The 17,048-nt window shown below is 73.4% G+C and carries 15 protein-coding genes; all 15 read right to left on the reverse strand.

Annotation, left to right across the window (positions count from 1 at the left end; genetic code table 11):
• Positions 1 to 167: 167 nt before the first annotated feature.
• Entirely contained in the window at positions 168 to 1,016 is an 849-nt protein-coding gene (locus OG276_RS35590; RefSeq protein WP_266911894.1) for a class II glutamine amidotransferase, read from the reverse strand.
• 141 nt (positions 1,017 to 1,157) lie between these two features.
• Positions 1,158 to 2,252 (reverse strand): hydrogenase expression/formation protein HypE, encoded by a 1,095-nt coding sequence (hypE, locus tag OG276_RS35595; RefSeq protein WP_323182396.1) that lies wholly within the window; start codon positions 2,250 to 2,252, stop codon positions 1,158 to 1,160.
• Complete coding sequence (hypD, locus tag OG276_RS35600; RefSeq protein ID WP_266911896.1) at positions 2,245 to 3,387, reverse strand: hydrogenase formation protein HypD; 1,143 nt, start codon at positions 3,385 to 3,387, stop codon at positions 2,245 to 2,247. Before hypD ends, hypE begins: the two co-directional genes overlap by 8 nt.
• On the reverse strand, positions 3,384 to 3,689 hold the full coding sequence (locus tag OG276_RS35605; protein ID WP_266911898.1) for a HypC/HybG/HupF family hydrogenase formation chaperone: 306 nt from the start codon (positions 3,687 to 3,689) through the stop codon (positions 3,384 to 3,386). Before OG276_RS35605 ends, hypD begins: the two co-directional genes overlap by 4 nt.
• Complete coding sequence (gene hypF, locus OG276_RS35610; RefSeq protein WP_266911900.1) at positions 3,658 to 6,069, reverse strand: carbamoyltransferase HypF; 2,412 nt, start codon at positions 6,067 to 6,069, stop codon at positions 3,658 to 3,660. The genes OG276_RS35605 and hypF overlap by 32 nt, the downstream gene beginning before the upstream one ends.
• Positions 6,069 to 6,983 carry a hydrogenase nickel incorporation protein HypB gene (hypB, locus tag OG276_RS35615; RefSeq protein WP_266911902.1) on the reverse strand — a complete coding sequence of 305 codons (915 nt, stop codon included), beginning with the start codon at positions 6,981 to 6,983 and terminating at the stop codon, positions 6,069 to 6,071. The genes hypF and hypB overlap by 1 nt, the downstream gene beginning before the upstream one ends.
• A gap of 3 nt (positions 6,984 to 6,986) precedes the next feature.
• Positions 6,987 to 7,400, reverse strand: a complete 414-nt coding sequence (locus OG276_RS35620; protein WP_266911904.1) for a hydrogenase maturation nickel metallochaperone HypA — start codon at positions 7,398 to 7,400, stop codon at positions 6,987 to 6,989.
• A gap of 232 nt (positions 7,401 to 7,632) precedes the next feature.
• Positions 7,633 to 8,175: a hydrogenase maturation protease gene (locus tag OG276_RS35625; RefSeq protein WP_266911906.1), complete on the reverse strand. Its 543-nt coding sequence runs from the start codon at positions 8,173 to 8,175 to the stop codon at positions 7,633 to 7,635.
• Complete coding sequence (locus OG276_RS35630) at positions 8,172 to 9,584, reverse strand: hypothetical protein (protein WP_266911908.1); 1,413 nt, start codon at positions 9,582 to 9,584, stop codon at positions 8,172 to 8,174. Before OG276_RS35630 ends, OG276_RS35625 begins: the two co-directional genes overlap by 4 nt.
• Positions 9,581 to 10,273 (reverse strand): DUF6084 family protein, encoded by a 693-nt coding sequence (locus OG276_RS35635; protein ID WP_266911910.1) that lies wholly within the window; start codon positions 10,271 to 10,273, stop codon positions 9,581 to 9,583. Before OG276_RS35635 ends, OG276_RS35630 begins: the two co-directional genes overlap by 4 nt.
• Positions 10,270 to 10,956, reverse strand: a complete 687-nt coding sequence (locus tag OG276_RS35640) for a DUF5947 family protein (RefSeq protein WP_266911912.1) — start codon at positions 10,954 to 10,956, stop codon at positions 10,270 to 10,272. Before OG276_RS35640 ends, OG276_RS35635 begins: the two co-directional genes overlap by 4 nt.
• The gene (locus OG276_RS35645; RefSeq protein ID WP_266911914.1) at positions 10,953 to 11,495 is read right to left on the reverse strand and encodes a hypothetical protein; all 543 of its coding nucleotides are present in this window, start codon (positions 11,493 to 11,495) and stop codon (positions 10,953 to 10,955) included. The genes OG276_RS35640 and OG276_RS35645 overlap by 4 nt, the downstream gene beginning before the upstream one ends.
• The gene (locus tag OG276_RS35650) at positions 11,492 to 13,276 is read right to left on the reverse strand and encodes a nickel-dependent hydrogenase large subunit (RefSeq protein ID WP_266911916.1); all 1,785 of its coding nucleotides are present in this window, start codon (positions 13,274 to 13,276) and stop codon (positions 11,492 to 11,494) included. The genes OG276_RS35645 and OG276_RS35650 overlap by 4 nt, the downstream gene beginning before the upstream one ends.
• A gap of 72 nt (positions 13,277 to 13,348) precedes the next feature.
• Positions 13,349 to 14,422, reverse strand: coding sequence for a hydrogenase expression protein HypE (locus OG276_RS35655; RefSeq protein ID WP_266911918.1), 1,074 nt, complete (start codon positions 14,420 to 14,422; stop codon positions 13,349 to 13,351).
• Positions 14,423 to 14,520: 98 nt separating this feature from the next.
• Positions 14,521 to 16,359, reverse strand: a complete 1,839-nt coding sequence (locus tag OG276_RS35660) for an enoyl-CoA hydratase-related protein (protein ID WP_266911920.1) — start codon at positions 16,357 to 16,359, stop codon at positions 14,521 to 14,523.
• Between the last annotated feature and the right edge of the window lie 689 nt (positions 16,360 to 17,048).

The raw sequence follows: 17,048 nt of genomic DNA on the forward strand, positions 1-17,048 counted from the left end.
TGCCCCGCCGTCTGAGCACGGGCCGCGCGGCGCGCTGGTTCAGGGATCGAACAACTGCCATGACCCGTGCGGCCGACCGACCCGGCCGTTCGGCGCCCCCGGCCTCGGCCCGCCGCCACCGCCGCCACCGCCGCCACCGCCGCCACCGCCGGGCTCCGGCGGGGCCGTCAGCCGAGCGCCGGTGCGAAGGGCAGGTAATCCCGTTCCGTGTCGGACGGGATCACCGTGTAGCTGGCCTCGGGAAGTTCGTTCCACACGCCGGGCAGGTCCCCCAGCGGCTCGGAGACCACGATGCGGGAGTCGTCGGAGATCTCGCGCAGGTACTCCACCTCGGGGTGGAGGTGGCGTACGGTCTCGGCGCGGCTGCTGTAGAAGAGCGACCGGGAGGCGCCCTGGCTGGAATACCGGAAGGCCCAGAGCCGCTCGCCGTCGCTGATGGCCAGGGTCATCTGGAGCGGTTCCGCGACGCCGTGCTCCTTGCCCAGCCGCTCCACGAGCCCGGCCATCCTGGCCACCGCCCCCGGGACGTCCTGGTCGAGCCCGAAGGTCACCGCCAGGTAGAACATCACCTCGGAATCGGTGGACCCCTCGATGGAGGAGAAGAGGGCCGGGTCAACGGCCAGGCAGAGGTCGCGCTGCAGCCGCTCGAAGTCCGCGATGGCCCCGTTGTGCATCCACAGCCACCGGCCGTGACGGAACGGGTGGCAGTTGGTCTGCTGGACGGCCGAGCCCGTCGACGCGCGCACGTGCGCGAAGAACAGGTGCGATCGCACGTGGGCCGCGAGCTCGCGCAGATTGCGGTTGTTCCAGGCCGGTGCGATGTCCCGGAAGACCGCCGGTGTGCCGTCCCCTTTTCCGGCGTGTCCGCTGTACCAGCCGAGGCCGAAGCCGTCGCCGTTCGTCGCCTCGACGCCCATCCGGGCGTGGAGGCTCTGGTTGATGAGCGAGTGCTCCGGGCGGTAGAGCACGGCGTCGAGCAGCATGGGCGAACCCGAGTAGGCGAGCCACCGGCACATGCGCAACCATCCCTTTCAGGGCCTCGTTCCGAGCCTAACCCCGCGGGCGTCCGCGGTCCTGGGCCCACTGTCCGGTCCGCCTCGTGACGGGCCCGGGAAGGGGCCCGTCACGAGGCGGCCGCCACCGCGGCGGGGTGCCGCTCAGCAGATCCGCGGCAGCTGCTCCCCGAGCGGCAGGTCCACCACGCGGGTGCCGCCCAGCCGGGTGCGGGCCACGACCATGCCCGGGTGGGCCTCCACGGCCTCGCCGATCACGGTCGCCCCGCGGCCCAGCGGATGCGCCCGCATCGCGTCGAGCACGGCCTCGGCGTGCTCGCGCGGTACGAAGGCCACCAGCTTGCCCTCGTTGGCCACGTAGAACGGGTCCAGGCCGAGGATCGAGCAGGCGTTCGCGACGGCCGGGGGCACGGGCACCCGGGCCTCGTGGACGAGGACGCCGGTACCGGAGGCCGTGGCGATCTCGTTGAGCGCGGCGGCCAGACCGCCCCGGGTGGGGTCGCGCAGGACGTGCAGGTCCGGGGTGACCGCGAGCATGCTCCGTACGAGCCCCCCCAGCGGCGCGCAGTCGCTCTCCACGTCCACCCCGAATTCCAGGCCTTCGCGGACGCTCATGATGGCCACGCCGTGCAGCCCGATCTCACCGCTGACGATCACCACGTCGCCGGGCACGACCCGCTGCGCGCGCAGGTCCACCCCCGCCGGGATGATCCCGATGCCCGCGGTGTTGATGTAGACGCCGTCCCCGTGCCCGCTCTCCACGACCTTGGTGTCCCCGGTGACCACCTCCACGCCCGCGGCGCGGGCCGCGTCGCCCATCGCGCGGGCGACCCGCGAGACGACGGACATCTCCACGCCCTCCTCCAGGATGAACCCGCAGGAGAGGTAGGCCGGTTCGGCCCCCGACATGGCCAGGTCGTTGACCGTGCCGTTGACCGCGAGGTCACCGATGCAGCCGCCCGGGAAGAACAGCGGGCGCACGACGTAGGAGTCCGTGGAGAAGGCCAGCCGCACGCCCCCGAGGGAGAGCGCGGCGGAGTCCCCGAGCTGGGCGAGGGCGGGGCCGCCGAACTCCGGGAGGAAGAGGTGCTGGACGAGCTCGGCGGACAGCGCGCCGCCTCCGCCGTGGCCCATCACCACCCGGGGGTGGTCGCGCAGCGGGGCCGGGCAGGTCCAGCCGTTGATGTCCAGGGGTGCGGTCTCGGCGGGTGCCGTCCTGGCGGGTGCGGTCTCAGCCAACGGGGCTCGCCTCCAGCGGCGTCGTCGGGGCGGCCGGCGCGGCCTGGAGGTCGAGCCGGCGGTAGAGGTAGTACGCGGCGCAGGCGCCCTCGCTGGAGACCATCGTGGCGCCGAGGGGGTTACGCGGCGTGCACAGCGTGCCGAAGGCCTCGCACTCGTGCGGTTTGATGAGCCCCTGGAGCACCTCGCCGCTGCGGCACTCGGCGGGTTCCCGCGTGGTGATCCCGGTGACCGAGAATCGGTGCTCGGCGTCGAACTCCCGGTAGCGCTCCGACAGGCGCCAGCCGCTGTCCGGGATCACCCCGATCCCGCGCCAGGCCCGGTCCGTCACCTCGAAGACGTCCTCCAGCATGGCGAGGGCGGCGGGATTGCCCTCGGGGCGGACGGCGCGCTCGTAGGCGTTCTCCACGGTGTGCTCGCCCCGTTCGAGCTGGAGCACGGTCCGCCGTACGCCTTCGAGGATGTCCAGCGGCTCGAAGCCCGTGACCACGATGGGCACTTGATACCGCGCCGCGAGCTCCGGGTACTCCGCCATCCCCATCACGCTGCACACGTGCCCGGCGGCGAGGAATCCCTGCACCCGGCAGCTGGGGGATTGCATGATGGCCTCGATGGCCGGGGGGACCCGCACGTGCGAGACCAGCAGGCTGAAGTTGGGGATGCCGAGCCGCTTCGCCTGGTGGACCGTCATCGCGTTCGGCGGGGCGGTGGTCTCGAAGCCGATGCCGAAGAACACCACCTCCCGGTCCGGGTTCTGCCGGGCGATGGTCAGGGCGTCGAGCGGAGAGTAGACCACCCGTACGTCGCCACCCTCGCTGCGGACCCGGAACAGGTCCCGGCCGGTCCCCGGCACCCGGAGCATGTCTCCGAAGGAGCAGAAGATCACGCCCGGCCGGGAGGCGATCTCCAGCGCCTTGTCGATGACCTCCAGCGGGGTGACGCAGACGGGACAGCCCGGCCCGTGAATCAACTCCACTTGATCAGGGAGGAGTTGGTCGATCCCGTGCCGGATGATGGTGTGGGTCTGGCCGCCGCACACCTCCATCAGCGCCCAGGGCCGGGTCACCGTGGAGTGGATCTCGTCCAGGAGCCGCCGCGCGAGGGCGGGATCCTGGAACTCGTCGATGTACTTCACCGCGGACCTCCCTCGCCGCCATCGCCACCGTCGGCGGCATCGGCCGCGAGCTCCCACGGGTCGCCGAACTCCTCCTGGAGCATGCCGAGTTCCGCGAACAGCTCAAGAGTCTGCTTGGCCGACTCCTCGTCGAGACGCTGCAGGGCGAAGCCCACGTGGACGATGGCGTACTCGCCGACCCGGAGGTCGGGCAGGTACTCCAGGCACACCTCCTTCTGTACGCCGCCGAAGTCGACGGTGGCCATGCGGGTGCCGTCCTTGTCCGCGATGTCAAGCACTCTGCCGGGTACCGCCAAGCACATGGGCCTCTCCTCGCTGTGGGGGGTCGGTGGCGCCGCGGGCGGCCGCCACCATGAGCTGACCGAGTGCCAGCCCGCCGTCGTTCGGCGGGACCTGGCGGTGCCGCAGTACGGTGAAGCCGCGCTCGCGCAGCGCGCGGGCGCATGCCGAGGACAGCAGGGTGTTGGCGAAGACCCCGCCGGTCAGCGCCACCGTGTCCAGTCCGTGCCGCTCGCGGGCCAGGACGCACAGGTCGGCGACGAGCGCGGTGGCGGCGTCGTGGAAGCGGGCCGCGATCACGGACGGATCCACCCCTGCCCGCACGTCGGAGACCACCGACACCAGCAGGGGCGCCGGATCCGCGGTGACGGGACCCTCGCCGCCGGGAGCGGGGGAGTCCAGGGTGAAGGCGTACGGACCGGGGCCGGGATCCGCCGCCGCTTGCCGCACCCGTCCCGTCGCCCGCAGTGCGGCGGACTCCAGCTCCATGGCGGCCTGGGCCTCGTACCCGGATCGCTGGCAGATGCCCGCCAGTGAGGACACGGCGTCGAAGAGGCGTCCCATGCTGGAGGTCGGCACGCAGTTCAGGCCGAGCTCCAACTGCCTTGCCAAGAGCCGGAATTCATCCTCCGGGCAGCTGATCGCGCAGGGCAGGTCCGGATCCCAGGCGATGCCCGCCGCCCGCAGGTGCGACAGGGCCATCCGGTACGGCCGGTGCACCGCGGCGTCGCCGCCGGGCAGCGGCACGTAGGCGAGGTGGGCGAAGCGGGTGTACCCGGCGTAGTCGGCGAGGAGCACCTCGCCGCCCCACACCGCGCCGTCGTCCCCGTAGCCGGTGCCGTCGAACGCGACGCCGATCACCCGGCGGGCGCCGTCCAGGCCGTGTTCGGCCAGCGCCGACGCGATGTGCGCGTGATGGTGCTGTACGCGCACCAGCGGCCGGCCCCCCGCGTTGCGGACGGCCCACCGGCCCGACCGGTACCCGGGATGACGGTCGGCGGCCAGCAGGACGGGCGCGACCCCGGTGACGGACTCCAGCTGTCCTCCGGCCCGTTCGAAGGCCATCTGGGTCGCCAGGTCGTCCATGTCGCCGATGTGCGCGGACAGCCAGGCCCGGCGGCCCTCCCCGAGGCAGAGGGCGTTCTTCAGATCGCCCCCCGTCGCCAGCGTCGCGGGAACCGGAAACGGCAGCGGCAGCGGCAGCGGGGCGTAGCCGCGCGAGCGCCGGACCAGCAGCGGGGCGCCGTCGCAGACCCGCACCACGGAGTCGTCGCACGGCACGTGGATGGGCCGGTCGTGCGTGAGCCAGCCGTCGGCGATCCCGGCCAGCCGCTCCAGGGCCTCGCCCTCCTCGGTGACGATGGGCTCGCCCGCGAGGTTCCCGCTGGTCATGACGAGCAGGGTGGGCCCCGGGGGATCGCCGGGCAGCCCGAACAGCAGGTGGTGGAGCGGGGTGTACGGGAGCATGACGCCGAGGTCGGGGCTGCGCGGAGCGACCTCCTCGGCCGCTCCGGGGACCCCGGCCCGCCTGCGGAGCAGCACGATGGGCCGGACGCCGCCGGTGAGCAGGGCACGCTCCTCCGGGCCGATGTGTGCCAGCCGCTCGGCCGCGGCGAGGTCGCGCGCCATCACGGCGAACGGCTTGTCACCGCGGGACTTGCGCCGGCGCAGCTCCGCCACGGCCTCCGGACGGGTGGCATCGCAGGCCAGGTGGTAGCCGCCGAGCCCCTTGACCGCCAGGATCGCGCCCCGGGCCAGCATGCGGCGTGCTTCGGCGACCGGATCCGTACCGGTGAGCTCGTACCGGTCCCGCCCGCCGTCGGCGACCAGCAGCCGCAGCCGGGGACCGCAGGCCGGGCAGGCGACGGGCTGCGCGTGGAAGCGCCGGTCGGCCGGATCGGCGTACTCGCGGGCGCAGTCGGGGCACATCGGGAAGCCGGCCATGGTGGTGTGCGCGCGGTCGTAGGGCAGTCCGGTGACGATCGTGAAGCGGGGACCGCAGTGCGTGCACGTGATGAAGGGGTGGCGGTGGCGGCGGTCGGCCGGATCCGCCATTTCCGCGAGGCAGGCGGCGCACGTGGCCGTGTCCGGGGAGACCAGGGTCCGGGACGGGCCGCCGCTCCGGGAGGCGATGATCGCGAATCCGGCGCCGCCGACCACCGGCACCTCGCAGTGGTCCACGGTGTCCACCACGGCCAGTGGCGGTGCGTCCGCCGCGAGGCGCTCGCAGAACGCGGAGACGGCGGCGGCCGCCCCCTCGATCTCGGTCACCACTCCCTCGGGCGTGTTGGTGACGTGCCCGGCCAGACCGAGTCCCGTCGCGCGGGCGTAGACGTACGGCCGGAAGCCGACGCCCTGCACCACGCCCTGGACGGTGACCCGGCGGCGCTGCACGGACTCCATCAGCGGATCTGCCCGTGTGCCCGCGCCGCCGCCGGAGCGGGTGCCGGCGTCGTCGCGTGGCCCGGGCCGTGGTCGTGGTCATGGCCGTGCCCGTGCCCGTGATCGTGCCCGTCCCCGGCCAGGTGCGGGTGGTTGTGGCTGTGGCTGTCGCCGTGCCCGTCCCCGTGTCCGTGGATGTGGCCGTGGCCGTGGCCGTCGTCCGCACCGCCGCTCTGCGGCGCAGCGCACGCGCGGGCCATCACCGGCGTGTGCGCCGCGGCTCCCGCTCCGACCGCCTGCGCCCGGTCCAGCAGGAGGCCGAGGCCCTCGCCGGTGCGGGCCGAGGTGAGGACCACCTCCACCCCCGGATTCACCTGCTGGACGTTCGCGCGGAAGGCCGCCTCGTCGAACTCGACGGCCCGCGCGATGTCGGTCTTGGTGACGAGGACGAGCTGGGCCAGCCCGAAGGCCGTCGGGTACTTCAGCGGCTTGTCCTCGCCCTCGGTCACGGACGCGAGGACCACGCGCAGTGACTCCCCGAGGTCGTAGGAGGCCGGGCAGACCAGATTGCCGACGTTCTCGACGAAGAGCAGCCGTGTGTCCTCCGGCAGCCAGCCGTGCAGGTGGCGGCCCAGCATCACGGCTTCCAGATGGCAGAGCCCGTCGGTGAGCACCTGCTTGACCGGCGCGCCCGAACGGGCCAGCCGGACGGCGTCGTTCTCGGTGGCCAGGTCGGCGGTCAGCGCGGCCACGGCCACCCCGCGTTCCCCCGCGAGCAGCAGTTCCCGCTCCAGCAGCGCGGTCTTGCCGCTGCCCGGACTGGACAGCATGTTGACCACCGTCGTGCCGCGGGCGGTGAGTTCGGCGCGCAGGGCCTGCGCGGCCCCGTCGTTCTTGGCGAGTACCGCCTGTTGCAGGTCGACCACTCGGCACATGGGTCAGGCCTCCTCGGAGATCGGGGCTCGGCAGGGGGCCAGGGCGGCCGCGGCACCTTCGGTGGACGGCGCGTCCTCCCAGGTGACCGTCAGGATGCGGAGCTCGCGCCCGGAGAGCAGCTCCACCTCCGTGGCCCTGCCGCACGTGGGACAGCACAGGTCGGGGGGCATCCCCACGGCCCAGTCGGCCGTGCAGGCGCCGCAGCGCGCGCGGGCCGGCACTGACCGGACGACGAGCTCGGCCCCTTCCAGGACCGTTCCGGCGCAGGCCAGTTCGAAGCAGAAGCCGAGTGCGTCCGGGACCACTCCGGCCAACTCGCCGACCTGGAGCTCCACTCGGCTCACGGTGCTGCCGGCCTCCGGGGCCGCCTCTTCCACCTGGCCCACGACGGCCATGGCGATCGACATCTCGTGCATCGGATTCGGTCTCCGTCCTGCCGGGGCTCATTACACCGGCAGGACCGGGGCGGCACGGCCGGGCACGCCGGGAGCCCGTACGCCCCGTACTCCATTCGGAGGCCGGGGCGTACGCGTTCACATGCGGCGGATGCGCAAGTAGCGCCTGATGTCGGGCAGGACCTGCTTGAGGACGGCGACCAGGGCCAGGGCGGCTGCCCCGCCGACGACGACCTTCTTCATGGGGTGCTCCTCAGTTCTCGGCGGTTCGGGTCGTCCCTCTCGGGTGTGTGTACGGCTCCTCCTGCGCGAGCAGGTCCAGGAGCGCGCGCACGGCCTCCGGCACGGCGTCGGCGACGGGCGCGCTCAGCCCGATGCCCTCCTCGACGCAGGCGGGTTCGCACCCGAGGACGAGCACGCGCCGGGGCGCCTCGGCGCCGGTTCCGGCGCACAGGGTGTCCAGCAGGGCGAGGACGGTGGCGGGCGACATGTCGTGGCCGTCGAGGGAGGCCCCGCCCGGGGGAGCGCCCACGTCCTCCTCGCCGACCTCGATCAGGTACAGGGTGCCGGGGGCCCCGCCGCGCGCGGTGGCGTCGACGAGGACGACCGTGTCGTAGCCGTCCAGCAGCTGGTAGGCGAGGTGGACCCCGCGGACTCCGAAGTCCACCGCCTCCACGTGCTGCGGCAGGGGGTGCGCCGACAGGGCCCGCAGGGTCTCCACGCCGAAGCCGTCGTCGCCGAGGAAGACGTTGCCGATGCCCGCGATCAGGGTGCGGCCGCTCACCCCGGCCCTCACGTCCGCTCCTCGGGGGCCACCTCGTCCGGCTGGAAGTACAGGAACCGGCCCTGTTCCCGGCGGATGTCGGCGCCCGGATCGCCCTCCACGGTGACGGCGAGGTGCACCCCTCCGTCGACATCGTGCAGGACCGCCTCCACCTGGGCGGTGCGGCCCTGGAGGAACAGGTCCTGGGCGTCGGTCCGCCGCAGCCCCGGGCGCAGCACCACACGACTTCCGACGCCCACCCGGACGCCGTCGACCGTCACGTGCTCGGGTACGGGCGCCGCGGAGTCCGCACCGGCCGGGTCCCACCAGGGCGTCCCGGGCCGGAACAGCTCGTCCGCGTCCGGCGCGGCGGCCTCGCCGGTGATGTCGCGCAGGCCCCGTACGGCCCCGTGCAGTCGCTCCAGTACCTCTGGCGGCATCGAATCGGCCAGCTCGATCACGGCGGCCGCGCGGGGATCCGTCCCGCGGGCCTCCCGCTTCTCCTGGTCGGTGAGGGCCGCGGTGCGCAGGGCGAGGATCTCGTCGATCTCGGTGGCGTCGTACATGGCCCCGGCGCTCTCGGGGGCGATGGCCGGGTGGTCCTCCAGGATGATCGGGGAGGACAGGACCACGTCCGTGCGGCCCGGCTCGCCCGCCAGGACGGGCCAGGTGTGGCGGTTCTCGCAGCCCGCGACCGCCCCCTTGGCCCACTCGGGCGGGTCGGTCATCGACAGGAAGGAACCGGAGCCCAGCGCCAGCAGGAGGTGGGCTGCGACCAAGGAGCGGGGCAGCGCCTCCTCCCGGGTCACGGACGGATCCGCCGGGGCCCACGGGCTGGTGTTCTCCACCACGGCGGTCAGCTTCGACACCCGGTACGGGCCTTCGAGTTCGGCGGTGCGCAGGCGCAGGACCCCGTCGATCCGCTCCGTACGCCTCACCAGGCGGCCGACCGTGCGTCCATCGGCGTCGAGGACCGGCTCGGCCTCCTCGCGGGCGGGCCGGGAGAAGGGGAACACGGCCTCGGCGTCCGCCAGTTCGGCAACGGTCACGGACAACTCGACCCGTTCCTCGGTCCCCTCGTCCCAGGGGACCAGTACCCGGTCGGCCAGCTGGAGTTCGGCCACGTCCTCGAACGAGCCGTCGGCTCGGGCACGTTGGACCGTACGCCGCTGCGCGTGCAGGAAGCGCAGCTCCACGCAGAGCGTCGCCGCGCGCCGGGGCTCCAGCAGGATCTCGGTCCGCTGGAAGGAGTGCTCCCCGTGGGCGGGGGCCCAGGCGGGCGGCACGAGCACGCCGAACTGCCAGCGCATCCGGTTCTTCGCCGCGGAGGCCCGGTACGGGTAGAGGACGTACCCCTCGAAGAGGACGGCGTCGGCCACCTGCCGGGCCGTGGCGAAACGGGAGTCCGGGGCGCCGGCGGGGGCCGGGGCGGTCGTGGTCACGGCGCGGTCCTCTCGGTCACGAGCGGCGGCGGCGCCCCCAGCCGGAACGGGGCGGGCGCCGGCCCGGCCGCGGTGTCCAGGAGGGTGCGCACGGTGGCCTCCCAGGAGGGGAGCGCGTGCCGCGAGCGGAAGGCGAGCAGGTCGGCCATCGTGTCGGCGGGCAGCCGCAGCCAGCCGCACCCGGGGAAGTGCTGCTCGACCATCTCCCGCCACACGGCCACGGGCATCCGGTACGAGGCCTCGCGGTCCCAGGGCACCGGTTCGACGTGGAAGCCGCCCGCGCCGGTGAAGGCGGTCCCCGAGAACAGCATCAGCATCGGGACCTCACCGTCCCGGAGCGCCGCGAAGTACCGGGTCGCCGCGATGTCCATGTCGTAGCTGCACGGCACCACGAGGTCGATCTCGGTCTCCCCGGTGAAGCTCGGGACCATCACCGCGACCTGCGCGAACTGCACCGGCTGGAGGGTGGATCCCCAGCGGGAGGGCTCGCCGAACAGGTCGGCGAGACCATCGGCCTCGGCCGGTCCGTAGCGGCGCTTGGCCGGCTCCACGCGGAGCTGGCAGCGCAGGGCGACGGCGTGCACGCGCACCCCGGGCGAGGCGGTGAGCCGCAGCCGGAACACCAGGGTGGGTCCGGCGGCGTACGGATCGGCGCGCACCCCGGTGCAGGCGAAGGCGAAGTCCGTCACGGCCGCCGCCCCGCTTCCACCGGATCCACCGGATCCACCGGATCCAGCGCTTCCGCCGGGGCGAGCACCCGGGCCCGCCGCTCCACCCGCTCGAAGAACACGCGCAGTGCCTCCCGGGCCTCCGCGCCCCCGTCGAAGCCCTGCCAGAGCATCCGCATCCGGCCCACCAGCTCGTAGCAGATGTCGATGGGGACCAGGTGGCAGGTGGTACGGCCCTGCGCGCGGTGCAGCAGCAGGGCCTCCACGTCGGGTTCCAGCAGGCCGGCCAGCCGCCCGGCGCCGAGCACGTGCTGCCAGGTCTCGGCGTCGAGTTCGCTCTCGGTGGCTCCGGCGGGGCTCGGGTAGAGGGCGACCAGCCGGTCGAGTGCGGCGTTGCGGAACAGGAAGGCCACCCCGACGGGGATCTGGAGAGCCTCCCAGGCCCCGTCGCCGAGCGGATGCTCCGGGTCGGTGAGGTAGCGGTCGGGCACGGCGCGGAACCGGCCGGTGGCCGCCCCGGGCCGGTCGAAGAGCAGTGCGCAGGCGGTGCACGCGCAGACCAGGGCCCGCCGCTCGGTCTCCACCAAGTGGCGGTGCGCGTCCTCGGCGACCGCCACCCCGCACAGTTCGCAGGTCTCGGGGCGCGGCGGGCGCGCGCCGGCGAACCGGCGCAGGCCGCGCGCGGCCGGGGCGGGCGCCGTCACCGGACCCGTGCCGGGGTCTGCGGGCGGGCGCCGATCTGCAGGAGGGCCGGGGCGGGAGCCGCCTTCTCCACCTCCACGGAGGTCACTTCGGGCGCGAAGGCCGCCAGGGCGTCCGCCACCCCGCGCGGCACTCCGGTGGAGTCGGCGTCCGCGCCGCCGCAGCCGCAGCCGCCGCCGGCGGGGACGCTCAGTCGCAGGACCCCCGAGTCCGCGTCGAAGCCGATCAGCTCGGCGGCGTCCGGCGCGGACCGCAGCGCCCGCCCGATCCGGACGCGCACGTCCTCGGGGTTCAGGTCGTGCAGGGCCAGCAGGCTCGCGACGAGCTCGTCGTCCAGCAGCGGGGCCAGGCCGTGCTCGCCGAGCCGCTCGGTGATCCGGGCGAGCCCCGCCCCGTAGAACTCCATGAGTCCGCGGACCAGTTCCTCGGCGGCGGCGCAGGCCGCCCGGTCGCCCGTGGCGGCGAGCCGGTCGAGGACCTCGTCCACCCGGCGCCCGGCCTCCCGGGCGTCGACCGCGACGCCCGTGCGTGCGGCGCTCATCCGCCCAGTCCGCTCAGGCCGGTGGGGACGTGCATGTTCTTGACGGTCTTGCCGCCGCCGACGTACATGTGCACCCCGCACGGCAGGCACGGGTCGAAGCTGCGGACCGCCCGCATGATGTCGATTCCCTTGAAGTTCTCCGGGGTGTTCTCCTCGAAGATGGGGGTGTTCTGCACGGCGTCCTCGTACGGCCCCGGAGTGCCGAAGGTGTCCCGGGTGCTGGCGTTCCACGGAGTCGGCGGATACGGGTGGTAGTTGGCGATCTTCCCGTCGCGGATCACCATGTGGTGCGACAGGACGCCCCGTACGGCCTCGGTGAAGCCGACGCCGACCGCCTGGTCCGGCACCTCGAACTTCTCCCAGGTCTGGGTGCGTCCTGCACGCACCTCCGCGAGGCCCTTCTCGGCGCAGTGCAGCGCGATGGCGGCCGCGTACGCCTGGAAGTAGGTGCGGGCCCGGTTGCGCTCCAGGGCGTTGCTCCACTTGGGGATCCGCCACTCGAAGGTGGTCTCGGGCTTGGTCATCGTCTTCGGCAGGTTGATGACCACGCTGTGCCCGGTGGCCTTGACGTAGCCGACGTCCACCAGCCCGGACAGCGCCGTGGACCAGAGCCGGGCGATGGGGCCGCCGCCGGTGTCGAGGGCCAGGTGATCCTTGCCGTCGAACCAGCGCGGCGACATGACCCAGCTGTACTTGTCGTCGAAGTTCCGCTTCTGCGGGGCCGGGATGGTGTGCTGGTTCCACGGGTGGCGCGGGTCCACCGGGTTGCCGAGCGGGTCGTGCGTGACGAACTGCTCCTGCCCCTGCCAGTCGTCGTAGTACGAGCTGCCCAGCAGGATGCGGATGCCCAGATTGATCTCGGTGAGGTCGTTGGTGACCAGCTTGCCGTCCACCACCACGCCCGGGGTGACGAACATCTTCCGTCCCCAGTCGGTCATGTTGGCGTACGTGAAGTCGCAGTACTCGGGGTCGTTGAGGGCGCCCCAGCAGCCCAGCAGGACGCGTCGCCGGCCCACTTCCTCGTAGCCGGGCAGGGCCTCGTAGAAGAAGTCGAACAGGTCGTCGTGCAGGGGGACCACCTTCTTCATGAACTCCACGTACCGCATCAGGCGGCTCATGTAGTCGGTGAAGAGCTGGACCGAGGCGATGGTGCCGACGCCGCCCGGGTAGAGCGTGGAGGGGTGCACGTGACGGCCCTCCATCAGGCAGAACATCTCCCGCGTGTAGCGGCTGACTTGGAGGGCCTCGCGGTAGAACTCGCCCTCGATGGGGTTGAGCGAGCGCATGATGTCGGCGATGGTGCGGTAGCCGTGCTCTCCCGCGTGCGGGGCGGCGGTCCGCTCGGCCAGCTCCAGGACCCCGGGGTTGGTCTCGCGGACCATCTTCTCGCAGTAGTCGACCCCGACCAGGTTCTCCTGGAAGATGTTGTGGTCGAACATGTACTCCGCGGACTCGCCGAGGTTGATGATCCATTCGGCGAGGTGCGGGGGCTTCACCCCGTAGGCCATGTTCTGCGCGTACACGGAACACGTGGCGTGGTTGTCGCCGCAGATCCCGCAGATGCGGCTGGTGATGAAGTGCGCGTCACGGGGGTCCTTGCCGCGCATGAAGACGCTGTAGCCACGGAAGACCGACGAGGTGCTGTAGCACTCGGCGACCCGCTTCTGCTTGAAGTCGATCTTCGTGTGGATGCCGAGACTGCCCACGATCCGGGTGATCGGATCCCATGCCATCTCGACCAGGCCGCTGCCGTCGCCGGCCGCTTTCGTCTTCGGTTGCATCGTGTGCCGTGACCCTTCGTCAGCGCGGGTGGAGGAGGTGTGCGGGGTGGGCGGGGGCAGAACGGCCCGGCTTCACCAGGGCGGGCGGTAGCCCGTCGTGAGCTTCTCGCCGGTGTGGCGCCACTTGGGCTCCTGGTCGACGGTGTGCAGGGTGATCGCCCGGAGCCTGCGGATCACGGCGCCGTACGCGCCGCTGGCCTTGGTGGAGACCTTGGCCCCCGGCGGTTCGTCCATGAACGGCATGAACTTGTCGGGGAAGCCCGGCATCGTGCAGGCGATGCAGATGCCGCCCACGTTCGGACAGCCGCCGATGCCGTTCATCCAGCCGCGCTTGGGCACGTTGCACTTGACCACCGGGCCCCAACAGCCGATCTTCACCAGGCACTTGGGGGAGTCGTAGGTCTCCGCGAACTCGCCCTGCTCGTAGTAACCGGCCCGGTCGCACCCCTCGTGCACCGTGTTGCCGAACAGCCACGTGGGCCGCAGCTTGTCGTCCAGCGGGATCATCGGGGCCGAGCCGGCCGCCTGGTAGAGCAGGTAGGTCAGGGTCTCGGAGAAGTTGTCCGGCTGGATCGGGCAGCCCGGCACGCACACGATGGGGATACCGGCGTGCGACTTCCAGTCCCAGCCCAGGTAGTCGGGCAGGCCCATCGCACCCGTCGGATTGCCCTCCATCGCGTGGATGCCGCCGTACGTGGCGCAGGTGCCGATGGCCACCACGGCGAGGGCCTTGGGCGCCAGCCGGTCGATCCACTCGCTGGTGGTGATGGGCTGGCCGGTCGCCGGATCGTCGCCGAAACCGCACCAGTAGCCCTCGGACTTGATCTTCTCGTTGGGGATGGAGCCCTCGACCACCAGAACGAACGGATCGATCTCGCCCCGCTCGCCCTTGAAGAACCACTCGATGAACGTGTCCGCGCCCCCGACGGGACCGCACTCGAAGTCGATCAGCGGCCAGTGCACGGCGATCCGGGGCAGCCCGGGCAGCGTCCCCGTCACGATCTCCTCGATGCTCGGCTGCATCGCGGCGGTCAGGGACACGGAGTCGCCGTCACAGCTCAGGCCCGCGTTGATCCAGAGGATGTGGATCAAGGGGTCGTCCGCCGGCGGGTCGTCTGCCACCGGGGCCGGAGTTGCTGCGTCCATGCGGAGGCCTCCTTGGGGAGGGGGAGGGGGAGGAGCGGCGGCGGGGCCCGCGAAGGGGGCCCGTCACCGCGAGGGGCTCATCGGCCCCACCTTTCTTGCTAGCACCCGCCGGGGAGGGGTGCCTCGTCATGTACACCCGGTCCGGTGACGGAGCCCGGGGACGAACCCGGTGACGAGGCCGGGGACGAGGCCGGGGACGAGCCCGGTCGAGCGGACGGCGGCGCGCCGTGCCGGGCCGGTACGGAGCGCGTCAGGTGCGGCGGGGTCGTGTCCGGGCGCACCTTGCCCACGAAGGCCCGGCGCAGCGCGTGGTACGGGGCCTGCGGGTCGAAGAAGGTCCGCCGCATCCGCTCCAGCTCGGCCGCCCGGTAGGAGGCCAGCGGCCGCCGCTCCTCGTCCAGCTCCCGCCGCGCCTTCTTCACGGCGATCCGGGAGGCGGTGGCGGGGTGGCCGGCGAGCCGGGCGGCGAGGGCCGAGGCCCGGTCCGCGAACTGCGCGGGCGGGCAGGCGACCGTCCGGTCGACCAGGCCCAGCCGCCGGGCCGCCCCGGCGCTCAGCGGCAGGGCCTGCGCGGTCAGGTGCTCCGCACCGGCGGAGCCGATCCGGCGCGGCAGGGTGTACGTCCAGAACTCCGATCCGTACAGGCCCATCAGCCGGTAGTGCGGATTGAGGACCACACCGGAGCGGCACCACACCTCGTCGGCGGCCAGGGCCAGCACGGCGCCTCCGGCGGCCGCGTTGCCGCCCAGCGCGGAGATCACCAGCCGGTCGGTGGTGGTCAGGACGGCCTCCACCAGGTCGTCCATGGCGTTGATGTTGGCCCAGGACTCCTCGGCGGGATCCGCGGCGGCCTCGATGACGCCCAGGTGGATCCCGTTGGAGAAGAAGTCCCGTCCACCGCCGAGCACGAGCACCGAAGTCGGCCGGGCGCAGGCCGCACGGTAGGCGGCCAGCAGGCGCCGGCAGTGGGCGGTGCTCATCGCGCCGCCGGGGAAGGAGAACGACAGGAACCCGGCCCCGCCCTCCTCGTGATAGCCGATGTCGGACCAGGTGCGGGGCCGGGGGCCCCGGCCGGCTTCCGCCGGGGCGGCCGGCTCCGGCAGCTCCGGCAGCTCCGGGAGCAGGTCCCCGAGCGCGAGGGCGGCGGGGAGTTTGGGCGCGGCCGGCTGCCCCGGGGAGCGGTGGGCCCGCAGCTCCGGGATCCACACGGCTCCGTCGACGGTGGCCCGGCAGATCGCCCCCGCCCTGGTCGCCAGCAGTTCGCCGGGCCGGCCGCGCAGCCGGTCCTCCGGATGGCCGCCGTGCAGGTACCAGGCGCCGCCGAGCAGCTCGTCCCGTACACCGGGCCGGGAGTCCGCCGCGCGCAAGGTGCGCAGCACCCGCTCGGTACCGTCCCGCTGCCAGTCGATCCGCCGGTGCTCCTGGCGCAGCAGGGGGCGGGCCAGGCCCTCGGTCTGCGGCTCGGGGACGTACGTTCCGCCGGCGTAGCGGTCCACGGCGAGCAGGACGGCCTCCAGGGCCGCGTCGGCCACCTCGCCCCGGTACCAGGTGCTCTTCGACCCGTCCGGGTCCGGCCCGGGGCACTCCACCGAGGCCCACACGTCGCCGGCGTCCATCTCCGCGTTGGCCTGCAGGACGGTGACGCCCCACCGCGGGACCCCGTCCAGTACCCCCCGGTCGAGCGAGGAGGGACCCCGGTCCCCGACCGGACCGGGGTGCACGATCAGGCAGGTGTGGGCGGACCACACCTCCTCCGGTACGGCCGAGGTCAGCATCGGCGCGACGATCAGCTCGGGGCGGTGGTGCCGGACGGACGCCGCCAGATCGGCCTGGGGGAGCGCCAGCTCCACGGCGACGCTGTGGCCGCGATCGCGCAGCTCGGCGTGGACCCGCTGGGTGAGACTGTTGAAGGCGCTCGCGACGAGCAGGACGTGCACGGGGACTCCCTGCGACGGACCGGTGCCACGGCGCGGAGTTGCCCGGCCGGATCGGCGGTGCGGGGCCGGCGCGTGACCGGCCGCCAGAGATGCTTCGCCACGTCCGCCGGTGAGCGCGCGCACCCCGCTGCCCTTGTCACCCGTACGCGCTTTCCGGCAGGGCCGCTCGGCGGCACCGTGCGGTCCACGTGACCCGGGTCAGGGGCGGGGCGGTCGCCTGATCCCGTGCTGGGCAGCCGCGCGGGTCCCGCTGTGGTCCGGATGTCTACGCCTCGGCGCCGGGGGTAGGCGCGGGATGCTGCGCGTGCTGCCGTGAGGCGGCGGACCGCGCGGCCCGCACCAAGGACCGTGCACGGCCGGAAAGCCTGCCGCCGGTTCCCGGACGAACGATCGGACGCATCGTGACGAACGCGAAGAGCTGCACGCCCCAGCGGGTACCGGGCGCGGCGGCGTCCATGGGGACGCCGCCCAACGACCCGGTGCCGCCCAGCCCGACCCCGACGCCGGGCCCCGGCCCGGGACCGCAACCCGGGCCCCTGCCGGGCCCGGTACCGGCACCCGGCCCGGATCCGGTCCCGCCGGCGCCTCCGCAGCCCGCGCCGGTCCCGTCGCCCGTACCGCGGCCCGAGCCGCATCCCCGGCCGGGGCCCCTCCCGGGACCCGTGCCGGCGCCCGAGCCCATCACCTGA

Source organism: Streptomyces sp. NBC_00086 (assembly GCF_026343255.1).
Classification (GTDB): domain Bacteria; phylum Actinomycetota; class Actinomycetes; order Streptomycetales; family Streptomycetaceae; genus Streptomyces.

Excerpts from the sequence above, each read along its gene's own strand:
- OG276_RS35620 (WP_266911904.1), bottom strand. The coding sequence starts at position 7,400 with ATGCACGAGATGTCGATCGCCATGGCCGTCGTGGGCCAGGTGGAAGAG.
- OG276_RS35605 (WP_266911898.1), bottom strand. The coding sequence starts at position 3,689 with ATGTGCTTGGCGGTACCCGGCAGAGTGCTTGACATCGCGGACAAGGAC.
- hypB (WP_266911902.1), bottom strand. The coding sequence starts at position 6,983 with ATGTGCCGAGTGGTCGACCTGCAACAGGCGGTACTCGCCAAGAACGAC.
- OG276_RS35590 (WP_266911894.1), bottom strand. The coding sequence starts at position 1,016 with ATGTGCCGGTGGCTCGCCTACTCGGGTTCGCCCATGCTGCTCGACGCC.
- OG276_RS35655 (WP_266911918.1), bottom strand. The coding sequence starts at position 14,422 with ATGGACGCAGCAACTCCGGCCCCGGTGGCAGACGACCCGCCGGCGGAC.
- OG276_RS35645 (WP_266911914.1), bottom strand. The coding sequence starts at position 11,495 with ATGAGCGCCGCACGCACGGGCGTCGCGGTCGACGCCCGGGAGGCCGGG.
- OG276_RS35650 (WP_266911916.1), bottom strand. The coding sequence starts at position 13,276 with ATGCAACCGAAGACGAAAGCGGCCGGCGACGGCAGCGGCCTGGTCGAG.
- hypF (WP_266911900.1), bottom strand. The coding sequence starts at position 6,069 with ATGGAGTCCGTGCAGCGCCGCCGGGTCACCGTCCAGGGCGTGGTGCAG.